We start from the raw sequence: 14,610 nt of genomic DNA, 5'->3' as shown, positions 1-14,610 counted from the left end.
GTCTACACTATAAGGCTTTTCCTTTTGCAGGTTTTTACGCTGTTCGCGGTCAAAGTGATTATATTTTACATACGCAGTGATTCGTTTGTCTTCCAGCCATTGATAATTCTGTTCACTACCATAACCTTTGAAGTGCTCCTTAAAAGCGTCTAACTTTAAGGAGACACTTCATCTTTTGAGGCAGCCTCTTCATATTTCTATCTTTGCATAAGATAACGTCGCGTTTCATCAAATAAGAGGTCAAAATAGGTAGGAGCCGGCAATGGATCATTTTTCAATTCTGGCACTGGCTTGAATAAAAGAGCTTTATTGAAAAGTATATAGTTTGGGTATATTTGAGCTACAGCCTTTAGGAGCTTTGCTAATATTGCTTGTGATAGTTCATTGTAAGCTTCAAACAGACTTTCCTTAAACGCTACATTATACTCCACCGATAAGAGTTCTTTAATTGCTTTTGGTCGCTCTATCGGATCAATCTTTTTCAACGCTTCCCGATGTCTCTCCAAAAAGGACTTCTCATCTTCTCTGGTAATATGTGGTGATTCGTTGAAATAATAGATATATAATGGTGCAAGGCTTGATAAATGAAATACTAGCCTGGATTGATTATAAGGATCATCATAGAGTGCAATTGCAAGCGTTCTAGCACCACTGCGCATCGGATCTAAATAGTCGTCATCCAATACACGCAGCCCAGCATCTTTTAATGAAACGACAAGCTCCTGCCATTTTTCGTGTCCATCTCCGAACGCAGTTCGTATAGGTTCCAGGCTCGATGGTAGCGGCCCATAAATCCGAGTCACTAGTTCAAATACCTGCTTTTCCTCCATATTTGAAATTTTATTAAAGTTATCATTTTTTAGCAATTGTTATCGGATGGGCCAGAAGCAAATGGGATTCCTCCGGGAAGCGTCCCTCCGGTTACGGTAATGGATGTTCCAGGCATATATTGTCGTACCCAAGTCAGAAAGTAACTTTTAAAGTCCTGCATATACTGCGTCTTTCCGTTGGTCGCCTGAAGCAGTGCTTCCTCCGCCTTAAGTGAAGCATAGTCAATGGCCTGGGCGATGATGGCCTGCTGTGCTTGTACCGAAAAAGTGTAGTGAACGCCACCGCTTTCCATATGGGTGTATATGTAATAGTCATCCCATAATTCTGCATATTGGATATGCGAGGCGGCGAGGGCGCCTACTCCCCAGGTGCTAACATCATTTGGAGCCCATACCTGAATAGAGAAAGTTGCTGAAAACGTTCCTTCCGAGGCAAAGTATACAGCAGGAATATTGTTTACGATGCAGGTGTTCGTATTGGCACCGGCACCGGTGGAAGCTAATACAATGGCAGATTTGCATATATGCGGACCAGCAATAGTCAAAGGCTCATCGGACGGCACGCTACCGCCACCAGGTAAAGGATGAGGTAAGTCGGGGTCTAACGGGGAAGGTGTAACACCATCGCCGCCTCCACCACCTGGGCTGCCACCGGTGGAAGTACAGACATACACGTAAGTTGTATTGGGTACATATGTGCAAGTCGTTCCGTTTTCTGTGCCACCAGTGCAGATAATATCATAGGTGACAGTGGGATAATAATCACATGTTACCGGTGGAAGCATGCCTTTTCCAGCTACGAACTTTGGAATTTTTTGATTCTTCGAAAAACTATACTCTTCCAATTTATTTCCATCCAAATCGAACACCAATTCATAACCTTTTGCGTCCCGGTTTTTAATCAGATAATGCAATCCAGGAAGACGATCTTTGAACTGACGTTCTCTAATCAATATCGTTTCAACAACTTTGATTTGTAATTTAGCTGTAGCTCGGTTTTTTACAAAAACGAGCTCAAACCGGGAGGGGGTTTCTCGGTTGTCCTTATTGATAAGATACCGCGTAGTGGTATCATCCGAATTTTTAAAACGAAAGGGGACTTCGAAGAAAGTAGCAGTGTCAGCTTCATAGAAAAGCGCATTGTGCCAGTCTAAACTTGCTGTACTTGCAGCTCTGCCAGATTTGTCTGCAAAAGCAACCGTTCCTCCTTTGTAATTGCCTGGTGCCTTCGAAAGCTCAGCTTCAAGATTCTCCCTCGTCCATTCCGAACTTAAGCCCGCTTCTGGATTGACACTAATTTCAGGTGGTCTGCGACATTGAAAAAAGACAACGGCAATAAGCAGCGTTGTTACAATCAATACTCGTCGAATCATGTGGGATTTGTGTTGAATTCTCATAAGTGCAAAGGGATTGTGCGTAACTTTTCAGTGAAAGAAGTTGACGTTGACATAGAGGTTTTCCTTTGTCGATGCGTATTAACGCATTAAAATTAATTTGTAACACACAAACGCTCCAATAGGTGTTTTGACGGATTCTTTTACGTTTTTTTTCACCGTCTGTTTATTCACGATTCTAACCAGTAAAGTAACTAACACATCACCTTTTCCCCATTTTGTGGATCGAAATGCTAAACACAATCGCTCATGGCTGACAAAAAGGTATACCACGCTGAATACTTTGATGCGTTACCCGCATCAGATAATCTTTGTATCTCGAACTAGTCAGTTCAAATATCAAAGACTTTCAGGCTATAGAAAAATTCCCGGCGCTAAAGAGATTGGAAATCGAATACTGCCTACAGGCATGCGGCAAACCCTAACCATAGCGGCTAAAGTTTCAGCATGCAGGTAATACACCACGTTGCGGTTGTTTACCACGCATAACTGTTGGACAGAAATAAATGAATAAGCTGGTGTAGCTGATTTACTCATTGCTTTTCTCCCGAAAGCTATGAATGTATAATGCCAAAGGCAGGTCTTCTGGCTCGTTCCCCTTTGCCCGTCTTCCCGTCCTTGCAGACAGTGACATTGTAGTGGCATCGGTTACAGAACTTACAGCTGCGGGACAGCTCCGGACTTACACCGGATTCCCTTTTAATTCCCTGTTTGTGTACAGGAAAACCCAAAGCGGTGCAAATATAGGGAATGCCGGAGGCAATTTTGAAAATAATGGCTTGATGGTTCCATTGTTCAATGGTTCCGTTGTTCAATAGTTCTCCGAAGGAGTTCTTTGGACAAGGGTTCAAAAGCTCTGTTGAGATAAATTGAACATTTGAACTTTGAAACTTTTAAACGGCTGTTTGGAACGTTTACTGTGCAGCTGCGCCGGCGTATTCCTGCAACAGGTGCAGTTGCGATTGCCAGCGGGGGAGGTCTTGTTCGGGTTGCTGCAGGTGAAAGCTGATGCCATGGGTGAGGGTGGCGTAACCGGCGCTTACGGAGCGGATGCGCTGTACCTGCGCTTTGAATATGGCAAGCGGCACAGGCAGGTGATGTAATTGTTTAACGAGGCGCGCATTGGCTTGTATCTCGGTGTAACAGCCATGCCATACAAACGACAGGCTTATGTTGCTGATACACCAGATACTGCTGACCAGGGATGACTGCAGCCATACACAAAACATGAGGGTATCACCGGCAGGGGCCAATATTTCACCCAGGCTAAGCAATGTAGTATGCGGCCAGCCGTTTTCAGCAATGGCCGTCACCTGGATGGCCATACTTTCCTTACCTGCCGCTATCTGGCCGTTGAAAAGCTGCTGCAAATCGGCAGAAAGTGTGTGCTGGGTAATGCTGGCTGTAGTCATAGTGCAAATTTACAGTTTCGCCACTTGTATAAAAGGAAGATATAACTATTGTTTATAAGTTCAACAACCATAAAGCCATCCCACCATCTAACCCTCCATCTTCTGATCCCTGTCAACCATACACTTATTTTTTGTAGCAGCATTTTTAATACTCTGCATGCTTTATATTTATGCCTCATTTATTTTCTGCACACGCTGCTGCGTGATATAAACAGTAATGCCGATATGAAGTATGTTCTCCCGCTGCTTGCCCTGCTATTTGTTGCCCGTGCCGGTGCGCAGGTAAAACCTGCACCGGTTTATTTAAACAACAGGGCTCCGCTTAAAACCAACCCCTACATTGAATTGCCGCTCGGCGCCATTACCCCGCAGGGATGGCTTCGTGAAATGCTGGTACGGCAAAAGAACGGCGCTACCGGGCATCTCGATGAAGTATACTCGTTAATGGGCTCACGCAATGGCTGGCTGGGAGGAGACGGCGATCAGTGGGAGCGCGGGCCTTACTGGCTTGATGGTCTGGTGCCGCTGGCTTATATACTGCACGATACGGCACTTATTGCCAAAGCAAAACCCTGGATTGAATGGGCCATCAACAGCCAGCAGCCAGACGGGTATTTCGGTCCTTCAAAAGATTATGCATATGAACCCGGGCTGCAGCGCGACAACAGCCGCGACTGGTGGCCCAAAATGGTGATGCTGAAAGTGCTGCAGCAATATTATAATGCAACTGGGGATAAAAGGGTTACCAACCTGATGACCAACTATTTCAGGTACCAGCTGAAACAGCTGCCCGTAACACCGCTCGATAACTGGAGCTTCTGGGCGCGCTACCGCGGCGGCGATAACCTGATGATGGTATACTGGCTGTACAATATTACCGGCGATCAATTCCTGCTGCAGCTGGGCGACCTGCTGCACAAGCAAACCTTCGATTATACCGGTGCGTTTCTGCACACGCCACTGTTGTCTACCTTCGGCAGCATTCACGGTGTAAACCTGGCACAGGGTATCAAAGAACCGGGTATCTATTACCAGCAGCATCCTGAAAAGCAATACCTGGATGCACTGGATAAAGGCTTTGCCGACCTGCGTACGTTCGACGAAACTGCTAATGGCATGTACGGCGGTGATGAAGCACTGCATGGCAACAGCCCCACACAGGGTGCAGAACTGTGTTCCATTGTAGAAATGATGTACAGCCTGGAAAGCCTGCTCACCATTACAGGCAAAACCAGTTATGCCGATCATCTTGAAAAAATTGCCTTTAATGCATTGCCCACACACGTGAACGATGATTTTACAGAACGCCAGTATTTTCAGCAGGCCAACCAGGTAATGATGACGCGCCATACCCGCAACTTCGATCAGAACCACAAAGGCACCGATATCTGTTACGGCATTTTAACCGGTTACCCCTGCTGCACCTCTAACATGCACCAGGGATGGCCCAAATTCACGCAGAACCTGTGGTATGCCACTGCAGGCAAGGGACTGGCTGCACTGGTATATGCTCCCAGCGAGGTAGACGCAGTGGTGGCAGGTAATGTGCCTGTACATTTTACCGAAGAAACCGGTTACCCGTTTGATGAAACCATCCGCTTTACCTATAAGGCCAGGAACAATACCGGCAGCGTTAATTTCCCGTTTGAGCTGCGTGTACCGGCCTGGTGCACCAGGGCTTCTGTTAAGCTAAACGGCAGCCTGCTGAAAGAATACAACGGAAACCAGGTAGTGACTATTAACCGCGCATGGAAAAACGGCGATGTGCTGGAACTGGTACTGCCCATGCATGTATTTAAAAACAGCTGGTACGAAAACAGCATGTCTGTTGAACGCGGCCCCATTACCTATGCACTCAAAATAGGCGAGCAGGAAAAAACAGTTGACAGCCGGAGCGAAGCAGTGGCGTTTGGCAACTCATTCACCGAGGTATATCCTACCACGCCCTGGAACTATGCCTTACTGCGTACGCCCGACAGCCTGCTTAACACAACTTATGTTATCGATAAAATAACTGCACCCGGCAACTATCCCTGGAACCTGGAAAATGCACCCGTGCAGCTGAAGACAAAGGCAAGGCGCATACCATCATGGGGTTTGTACAATGATATGACCGGCCCTGTGCCTTACAGCATCATCGAGGGATTGGAGAAAGGCGATGCGGAAGACATTCTGCTGGTGCCCTATGGCTGCACGCGCCTGCGTATAGCACAGTTCCCTGTTGTGGTAAAGTAGCTGTTTTATGCTTGTTGTGTACACGCAGGTGGTTAAATTTACCGGGTGATCAAACTTGTTTGTATGTCCTTTTCTTTGTGTACTCCGCGTAAAATCGTTGCGCTCTCTGCGGTTATCGGTTGCATTTTATTGCTGCATGGCTATGTCCATGCACAGCTGCCCGCTGTATGGAACAATCTGCAGTCTGCCGACGCAAGGAAGCCGCTTACGGTAACCCGCTATATTACACCTGCCCGAATTATAAAAACAACAGGCAATATCGTTAATGCGGCGCAGGTATTGCAACCCGGTACCGGCCAGGCCGATTTAACCGGCAGGAATATTTGCGTGCTGCGCAACATAGGCCCTGTTAAAGCTTCCCTGCTGCTCGATTTTGGCAAAGAGCTGCAGGGAGGTTTGCAACTGATCACCGGCATGCACACCAGCGGCAAGCCGGTAAGGGTGCGCCTGCGCTTTGGCGAATCGGTTACAGAAGCATTGTCTGATACAGGCGGCATCCCAAACGCCACCAACGATCATGCTATACGCGATGAAATAGTACAGCTGCCCTGGCTGGGTAAATTTGAAACAGGCAATACCGGTTTCCGTTTTGTGAATATTACGCTGGTCGACACATTTGCAGAACTGAAGCTGAAAGAAGTGTCGGCCATGTTTGCTTTCCAGGATATTCCTTACATCGGCTCTTTTTCCTGCAGCGATTCACTGCTGAACAAAATATGGCGTACCGGTGCGTATACCGTTCACCTCAACATGCAGGATTACCTGTGGGATGGTATTAAACGCGACCGGCTGGTTTGGGTAGGTGACATGCATCCCGAAGTAGCCACCATCAATGCCGTGTTTGGTGATAACCCGGCTGTTACCAAAAGCCTTGACCGCTCCCGCGATGATACACCCCTGCCGCAATGGATGAATGGCATCAGCACGTATTCCATGTGGTGGATACTGATTCAGCGCGACTGGTATTACCACAACGGCGACACCGTTTACCTGCGCAAACAGGCGCCTTACCTGCGGCAGTTGCTGCGGTTGCTCTGCAGCAAGACTGACCATCAAAACAGCGAACACCTGGATGGGATGCGGTTTCTCGACTGGCCATCGAGCCAGGATTCACTGGCCATTCATGCAGGTCTGCAGGCAATGATGGTATTGTCGTTACAGGCAGGGGCCGATTTAAGCCGCCAGCTGGGCGATGCTTCCACCGCTGCGCATTGTGATGCAACCATTACCCGTTTAAAGAAGCATATACCCGATGCCAATGGCTCCAAACAGGCTGCTGCACTGCTGGCTTTGTCAGGACTATGGCCTGCAGAAAAGGCCAATGCCATACTCTCGAAAGATGGCGCGCAGCGCTTCTCTACCTTTTATGGTTATTACATGCTGCAGGCGCAGGCCATGGCAGGTGATTATACCGGCGCACTCAACAATATCCGCTCATACTGGGGCGGCATGCTGCAAATGGGTGCCACTACTTTCTGGGAAGATTTTGACATCAGCTGGATGCGCGATGCCAGTCGCATTGACGAGCTGCCCGTGCCCGGCAAAAAAGACATTCATGGTGATAACGGGGCTTACTGTTATATCGGTTTCAGGCATAGCCTCTGCCACGGTTGGGCATCAGGTCCCACACCCTGGTTAACGCAGCACATACTCGGCATAGAAGTGCTGGAGCCGGGTTGCCGCAAAGTGCGCATCGTACCTCATCTTGGCGATCTGCAATTCGCAGAAGGCAGCTTTCCCACGCCTTACGGCATTATCAAAGTAAAACACATCAAACAGGCCGACGGATCAGTGTCCTCATCTATCCAGGCCCCGGAAGAGGTAACGGTGATCAGGCAGTAGCGTGAAGCGTCAGCCGTGAGTGATCCAAGCGGGTACCAATTTTCGAGAATCGAGAATCGACACGTCGAGACTATCTAAGCGAGTATTAATAACTGGTTTGCTTATCGCCAAAGGCGATTAAACTAAACAAGCTTGCAGCTCGTAGCTAGCAGTTGCAGCTGTTTTGAATCGACACGTCGAGACTATCTAAGCGAGTATTCATAACTGGTTGCTTATCGCCAAAGGCGATTTAAACTAAACAAGCTTGCAGCTCGTAGCTAGCAGCTTGCAGCTGTTTTCAATCCATTAAATAATCATTTATGCAATGGGTTGCATTGTTATAGATAGCTGTAATTAAGTAATTGTTGGGGGAGTTTTGCAAAGTTTGATGGTAGCATTAACTGTACAGGCTTTGCAAAAAGGAGGGGGTAATACTAACGGTTCGATTTGTCGATGATGCTGTTTAGCAAATCATGCTGGTCTTTCATCGTCTTCTTTAAACATTTGTACTGCTTCAGTATATAGGCCAGGTTGAAACAGATGCTAATCAACAGTATGATGGTGATAACCGGGTAAATTAGTTGCATAGGCGCTGATTATAGTACCAAAATACTGTTAAAATAACAATTGCACAATTAAATTAACGGTGGTTGAACTTTAATACGTCGAATAAATCTGTTGCTTATGCAACTATTCTCAAAGCCAGTGCTGCCGTGTATTTGCGGTCGACTGGATTTGTTGGCACAAAGCATATTTTTAATTGAAATGCATGCTGATGAACGCGCAGAAATGATAGAAAAAAAATTGCTTTTACCGGTTATTTTTTCTCACGGTATTTTTGTATCCATGCAATTATTCGATCAGCACCACCTGTTTAATACCGGCCAGGACAAAACCACCGTATTCGATTTGCCTGATGCGGTAGTTCGCCTGCGCGAACAATTATTCGATAAACCGGCAGCCGACCGGCTGTTTGAAGCTTTACTGGCAGATACGCCCTGGAAGCAGGAGGAAATAAGCGTATACAATAAAACCTATCTTACGCCAAGACTTACCGCCTGGTTTGGCGATGCAGGTACGGAATATGTGTTTTCCGGCATCAGGCACCGGCCGTACCACTGGACGCCCGGTTTGCTGCACGTGAAAGAAAAGGTAGAGGCAGAAGCAGGTCAGGCTTTTAACAGCGTGCTGGTAAACCTGTACCGGGATGGCCGCGACGGCGTGGGCTGGCACCGGGATAATGAAAAGGAATTTGGGGAGAACCCCGTGATTGCCTCCGTAAGCTTCGGCGACAGCCGTATGTTCCAGCTGCGGCACAAATTCAGGAAAGAGCTGCCTAAGGTGAATATTCCATTGCACCATGGCTCTTTTTTGCTGATGGCAGGCGCTACGCAGCACCAGTGGGAGCACCAGGTACCCAAGTCGGCCAAGCCGCATGGTCCGCGCATCAATCTCACTTTCCGCCTGGTGAAGTATTAATGGCACAGAATTTACGAATACCATTTACCCGGCAAGTCTGCAGCTATTTAGGTAACCGCTTTTTCGCCACCTTTTTGCTGGTTTTTGCAGCAGCCTTCTTCTTTACCGGCTTAGCCGTTTTGGCAGGGGCTTTTTCTTTTACTCCATACGTTGCTACTGGTCGACGTTCCATTTGCTCGATGGTTTTGCGGGAGCGCACCGATTTATCTTTCAGCGTAATATCTGTTTCGCTGGCATACTGGTCGCGGTGTTTAATCAGCAGCCAGGCATTATCGCCCCAGCCTTTGGTGCGCACCAGGGCAAATTCACCTTTAAGTTTCTTTCCGTTGAGCACTACTTTCAAAGAGCCTGCTTTCAATTCCTGCAGCAGCAGTTTTTCCTGTGCTTTTTTCCCTTCTGCGGGTTCAAGCGGGGCATAATTGCCTTCGTCCCACACAATCACGGTACCAGCGCCATAATTGCCTTCGGGTATAATGCCTTCAAACTGGCGGTAATCGTAGGGGTGATCTTCCACCATCATAGCCAGGCGTTTGTCTGCCGGGTTTAAAGAGGGGCCTTTGGGAATGGCCCAGCTTTTCAGCACCCCGTCCATTTCCAGCCTGAAATCGTAATGCAGGCGGCTGGCATCGTGTTTCTGGATCACAAAGCGCAGGTCGGCCCCGGGTGCACCGCCCTGTGGTTCCGGTGTATTTTTGAAGCTTCTTTTCTTTTTGTATTCGGCAAGTTTCATGGCGTTGGTTTTGTGAAAGTGTATAAGAAATTGTGCCAAAAATGAAGGAATAGCAGTCCCTGCACGCTTTGAATGACAGGATATATGCTGTTATAACAATTGCTAACCAGGCTGGAAAGGAAGCGGGTTACCGCCGCACTTTTTGTAGTGCTATTTCCTCGATGATAACACAATATTCATTGAAGGTGAGGCTATGCTAATCTAGTTAAAGTGTATCTACAATAGCGGGAAGTTTTTGGCGAAACTCCTGATATTCGCGTTGGATAACGGCGTTGCCTGGCACGTTTCTGCGATTTGAAGCTACTGCCAGCCAGTCTCTTACTTTTCTGATTACTATATCGGGATGGTTGTTGTGCTCTTTTACGTCTACTCCATTGAGATCTGATAGATATTGCTGGTAGAGGTATTTTGTTCTTTCAAGAATCAGCGCATTTTTCTTTTTCTGTATACCGGTTCCAAACCGTTTTGCTCCCCAGAATAAACCGAGTTCATAAGGCATATTGAACCTTGGTAGCCCGTTTGTATTGGTTTCTGTCCTTGAAATGTCGTGGATGCCGTAACGGCAGCGCTGAATGCATCGGATAATCTTATCTAACCTGTAGTCTGTGGCATCATCTTCATTCAGTGCACACTGTGGTACAAACCCACATCTGTAAATGGTATAAGCAATAGCATGTAAAATGGGCATGTAGTCATCATCGAACGGACAGTTGATAAATACGTAGTCATTGTAGCCCGCCTGCTTTAATCCCATTGAACTACGATGCTTTTTTTGTTGCTTTTTTGGCAACTATTACGGCTGCAGGTATAGTTTGTCTGGTTTTTACTGCAGGTTTATCTGCATAAACCGAAGCAACAGCGGCTCTTACCCGGGCACGGGAAACAGAGGTTTGCCTGTTGGTTGTTTTGATGGTAACATCTTTTGTATGCATGTAGCAAATTTACTGTAAAGTTCCATTTAATTAGCGAACTGATATAAATGAACGGAATTTGACTATTGTGTTGATTATTAGTTGCTTGAATCTTATTTTATATGAATAGGGTTAGATTTTGCTACTGCTTTGCCCGCCCTCTAAAACATCGATATCTACCGATGGGATGACACCCTTTGCCCCAGATTGGCTACATTTGCAGTTTAATGCCGTTGTGGCTCAGCTTTTTAAAAAATGGACATGTACGATATTTGTTGCGTAGGACATATTACCCACGATAAAATTGTAACGCCTAAGGCAGAAGTGCATATGGCAGGCGGCACCTCGTTTTATTTCTCCAACGCCATCCGCCAGATGGATGTGCGTTACCTGCTGGTGACCGCACTGGCAGAAGAGCAATTCGCTTCCGTAACCGCGCTGCGCGCCAAAGGCATTGAAGTAAATGCCCTGCCCAGCGCTCACACGGTTTATTTCGAAAACATTTATCCCGAAAACCAGGATCACCGCACACAACGCGTGTTGCAGAAAGCCGATCCCTTTACGCCGGAACAATTAACCGGTGTGGAAGCCAATGTGTTCCACCTGGGCCCCTTACTGGCTGATGACATGACGGTGGAGTTTATCAAAAACCTTTCTGCACGGGCCAGGGTATCGCTGGATGTTCAAGGCTTTTTGCGCGAAGTATGCGGCCAGGATGTATGCCCGATTGACTGGGATGAAAAGAAAGAAGCCTTACAGTACATCGATATATTGAAGGCCAATGAAGATGAAATGGAAGTGCTCACCGGCCAGACAGGCGTGCGCAAAGGCGCTGCTATTTTAAATGAATGGGGCGTGAAAGAAGTGGTGATTACACTGGGCAGCATGGGTTCTGTGATTTATGCTGACGGTGTGTTTTATGATATTCCTGCCTATACACCTTCTGTAGTGGCAGATGCTACGGGTTGCGGCGATACCTATATGGCCGGTTACCTGTACCAGCGCAGCAAAGGCGCCGGTTACCAGGAAGCGGGCGAGTTCGCAGCTGCAATGGCCAGCTTGAAAATACAGTCATCCGGTCCGTTCACCGGCACTGCAGAAGATGTACTGGCCTTTCGCGAAACCAGCGAACGCAAAATGTATGTAAACAGCTAAAACAATTCAACCATTGGATAATAGAACTTAATAAAACAAAAGGGCCGGCCGGCCCTTTTGTTTTATTATTGCCCTCAAACTTTGCTTACGATATGAGAAAACCCAAGGCCACTGCCTGGAAACAATGGCAGCTTGTTGCTGCCCTAACGGTATCACTTGCCGCCTCTTACTCCGCCGCACCTGCACAGGCCGATGTGCGCATGTTGTTTACCGCACCTGCCAAAGACTTTCATGAATCATGCCCGCTGGGCAATGGGCGTTTGGGCGCTATGCTCTTCGGTGGTACAGGCACAGAACGTATTGTGCTCAACGAAATATCCATGTGGAGCGGTGGTGTGCAGGATGCTGACGATGCTACTGCAGGCGCATACCTGCCGCAGATACAGCAACTGTTGCTGCAGGGCAAAAACCTGGAAGCACAGGAATTGTTGCAGGCGCACTTTATCTGCAAAGGACCAGGATCAGGAAGCGGCAATGGCGCCAACGTGCATTTCGGTTGTTACCAAACCCTTGGCGATCTTTTCATTCAATGGGATACCATCGCCGCACCGGTACAGCAATACCGCCGTGTACTGCGTTTAGACAGCGCTGTAGCCCGTGCCAGCTGGCAGCGTGGCGGCGTTGTATTCTCCGAAGAATTGCTGGTATCTGCACCGCAGCAGGTAATCGCTATCCGTTTTAAAGCATCCAAACCAGGCATGCTTTCTTTCACGGCAAAACTCAGCAGGAAAGAACGCGCAGCATACCATACCACTAACGGTATGTTGTGTATGCAGGGCAGCCTTAACAATGCAGGCGCAGAAGGTGTGCGCTACGCCTCCCTGCTGAAAGCCTTGCCTGTTGGCGGTTCGGTAACATTAACCGATAGTACCCTCACAGTAAAGAATGCCAGCGAATGCGTGCTGCTGGTAAGCGCTGCTACTGATTTAAACTGGCCGCAGGTGCAGCAACGTGGCCCGGCACCATTGCCGGTGGCTGCGCAGGCAATAACACAGGCGCAACCTGTTTCATGGAATAAGCTGCTGGCTGCACACGTAAAAGATTTTACCGGCTATTTCAACCGCAGCAGGTTGCAATTCAACAATACCGCGGCAGCGGTAAATAACCTCAGCATGCCTGAGCGTTTGCTGCGTTTTAAAAACGGGGGTGATGATGCAGACCTGGTAAGCCTGTATTACAATTTCGGCCGGTACCTGCTTATTGCTTCCTCACGCCCGGGCGGTATGCCACCGAACCTGCAGGGTGTATGGGCACAGGAATACCAGACACCCTGGAATGGCGATTACCATACCGATATCAATATCCAGATGAATTACTGGCCTGCGGAAGTAACAGGTTTGGCAGATTGCCACCAGCCCATGTTTACGCTGTTGCAGCAGATGGCAGATAATGGTGCACGCACGGCGCAAACCTATTACCATGCACGTGGCTGGGTAACACATCCCATCACCAACCCGTGGGGATATACGTCGCCCGGTGAAGGTGCTACCTGGGGTTCAACTGTTACCGGTGGTATATGGGCTGCTACGGATTTGTGGCAGCACTACGAGTTTAAACCAGATACGGCGTTTCTGCAAAAAGTATATCCCATTATAAAAGGTGCTGCACAGTTCTTTACCGATATACTGATAGAAGAACCCAAACATCACTGGCTGGTTACAGCACCGTCTAACTCGCCGGAGAACAGTTTTATGATGGCCGATGGCAAGGAAGCAGCCACGTGCATGGGGCCAACGGTAGATATGCAGCTGGGCCGTGAAATACTGCGCGAAGCCATTGCTGCAGCTACAGTATTGCACACAGATGCAGCCTGGCGCGATTCGCTCGCCCGCATACTGCCGCAACTGGCACCCAACCAGGTAAGTCCGTCTACAGGCGCTTTGCAGGAGTGGCTGGAAGATTACAAAGAGCCGGAGCCAACGCACCGCCACATATCGCATTCCATTGCCCTGTATCCTTTTGATGAAATAACGCCCTGGAGCACACCTGCGCTGTCCAATGCCATGCGGGTAACCCTGCAGCGCCGCAATGTAGGCGGCAGCGGCTGGTCGCGCGTGTTGCGCATGGCCCTGTGGGCGCGTATGCAGGATGGGGATGCTGCGTGGAACCTGTTTCATACGTTGCTGAACCCTGCCACCTCGTTTGAAACGCATTACAACGAAGGCGCAGGCACCTATGCCAACCTTTTCTGCGCACACCCACCTTTCCAGATTGACGGCAATTTCGGCGGTGCAGCCGCCATTGCAGAGATGCTGCTGCAAAGTCATGGTGCGCACAATGTAATACGCCTGCTGCCCGCCCTGCCTTCACAACCATCCCTGCAGTCTGGCGAAGTAAAAGGTCTACGCGCCCGTAACGATTTTGAAGTAAGCTTCAGCTGGAAGTATGGCAAACCGCAGCAGGCAAAAATTGTATCCGGCAGTGGTAATCCCTGTTACCTGCTGGTGCCCGCCAAAGCAAGCATTGTTGATGCTGCAGGCAAGACTGTAACAGTGCAAACAGCAGGAGATAAGATTGTACGTTTTGAAACAAAAAAGAACGGCGCGTACCTGGTGAGATTTGGTGAGTGACAAAGCCGGTGAGTAGTGAATAGTGAATGGATTAAGGTGCATACAAAAAAGCCTCACGGTTAAACGTGAGGCT

At 48.2% G+C, this 14,610-nt stretch carries 12 protein-coding genes and 1 riboswitch; of the genes, 5 read left to right on the top strand and 7 right to left on the bottom strand.

The genetic code is table 11. The annotated features are described in order from the left end of the window. Positions 1–197 precede the first annotated feature (197 nt). From DXN05_RS24175 to DXN05_RS24165, 3 genes are all read right to left on the bottom strand, one after another. Entirely contained in the window at positions 198–830 is a 633-nt protein-coding gene (locus DXN05_RS24175) for a hypothetical protein (RefSeq protein WP_116849892.1), read from the bottom strand. A 29-nt stretch (positions 831–859) separates the two neighbouring features. Further along, complete coding sequence (locus DXN05_RS24170) at positions 860–2,227, bottom strand: hypothetical protein (protein ID WP_147314089.1); 1,368 nt, start codon at positions 2,225–2,227, stop codon at positions 860–862. A 555-nt stretch (positions 2,228–2,782) separates the two neighbouring features. Then, a riboswitch (cobalamin riboswitch) is annotated at positions 2,783–2,970 on the bottom strand. 168 nt (positions 2,971–3,138) lie between these two features. Next, positions 3,139–3,636 carry a hypothetical protein gene (locus DXN05_RS24165; RefSeq protein ID WP_116849890.1) on the bottom strand — a complete coding sequence of 166 codons (498 nt, stop codon included), beginning with the start codon at positions 3,634–3,636 and terminating at the stop codon, positions 3,139–3,141. Between the two features lie 225 nt (positions 3,637–3,861). On the opposite strand from DXN05_RS24165, the gene DXN05_RS24160 reads away from it, so the two are divergent. After that, positions 3,862–5,871: a beta-L-arabinofuranosidase domain-containing protein gene (locus DXN05_RS24160; protein ID WP_116849889.1), complete on the top strand. Its 2,010-nt coding sequence runs from the start codon at positions 3,862–3,864 to the stop codon at positions 5,869–5,871. 63 nt (positions 5,872–5,934) lie between these two features. After that, positions 5,935–7,713, top strand: coding sequence for an alpha-L-rhamnosidase-related protein (locus tag DXN05_RS24155; protein ID WP_116849888.1), 1,779 nt, complete (start codon positions 5,935–5,937; stop codon positions 7,711–7,713). A 413-nt stretch (positions 7,714–8,126) separates the two neighbouring features. Here DXN05_RS24155 and DXN05_RS24805 read toward each other — a convergent pair whose 3' ends face one another. Further along, entirely contained in the window at positions 8,127–8,279 is a 153-nt protein-coding gene (locus DXN05_RS24805) for a hypothetical protein (RefSeq protein WP_158559427.1), read from the bottom strand. Between the two features lie 259 nt (positions 8,280–8,538). Between DXN05_RS24805 and DXN05_RS24150 the strand changes: the two genes are divergently transcribed. Further along, positions 8,539–9,171 carry an alpha-ketoglutarate-dependent dioxygenase AlkB family protein gene (locus DXN05_RS24150; RefSeq protein ID WP_116849895.1) on the top strand — a complete coding sequence of 211 codons (633 nt, stop codon included), beginning with the start codon at positions 8,539–8,541 and terminating at the stop codon, positions 9,169–9,171. 43 nt (positions 9,172–9,214) lie between these two features. Here DXN05_RS24150 and DXN05_RS24145 read toward each other — a convergent pair whose 3' ends face one another. The 3 genes from DXN05_RS24145 to DXN05_RS24800 all read right to left on the bottom strand — a co-directional run bounded on the left by DXN05_RS24145 (position 9,215) and on the right by DXN05_RS24800 (position 10,833). Further along, entirely contained in the window at positions 9,215–9,901 is a 687-nt protein-coding gene (locus DXN05_RS24145; RefSeq protein WP_116849894.1) for a DNA polymerase ligase N-terminal domain-containing protein, read from the bottom strand. 205 nt (positions 9,902–10,106) lie between these two features. Continuing rightward, positions 10,107–10,655 carry a hypothetical protein gene (locus DXN05_RS24140; RefSeq protein ID WP_116849887.1) on the bottom strand — a complete coding sequence of 183 codons (549 nt, stop codon included), beginning with the start codon at positions 10,653–10,655 and terminating at the stop codon, positions 10,107–10,109. Between the two features lie 4 nt (positions 10,656–10,659). Beyond that, positions 10,660–10,833 carry a hypothetical protein gene (locus tag DXN05_RS24800; protein ID WP_158559425.1) on the bottom strand — a complete coding sequence of 58 codons (174 nt, stop codon included), beginning with the start codon at positions 10,831–10,833 and terminating at the stop codon, positions 10,660–10,662. Between the two features lie 240 nt (positions 10,834–11,073). Here DXN05_RS24800 and DXN05_RS24135 point away from each other — a divergent pair, with 240 nt between their 5' ends. Together DXN05_RS24135 and DXN05_RS24130 are read left to right on the top strand one after the other, a co-directional pair. Then, complete coding sequence (locus tag DXN05_RS24135; protein WP_211330139.1) at positions 11,074–11,967, top strand: PfkB family carbohydrate kinase; 894 nt, start codon at positions 11,074–11,076, stop codon at positions 11,965–11,967. A gap of 92 nt (positions 11,968–12,059) precedes the next feature. Continuing rightward, the gene (locus DXN05_RS24130) at positions 12,060–14,537 is read left to right on the top strand and encodes a glycoside hydrolase family 95 protein (RefSeq protein WP_147314087.1); all 2,478 of its coding nucleotides are present in this window, start codon (positions 12,060–12,062) and stop codon (positions 14,535–14,537) included. Positions 14,538–14,610 lie beyond the last annotated feature (73 nt).

Source organism: Deminuibacter soli (assembly GCF_003412455.1).
Classification (GTDB): Bacteria; Bacteroidota; Bacteroidia; order Chitinophagales; family Chitinophagaceae; genus Deminuibacter; species Deminuibacter soli.
Note: the sequence above shows the minus strand (reverse complement) of the source record. Positions and strands in the feature narration are given on the sequence as shown.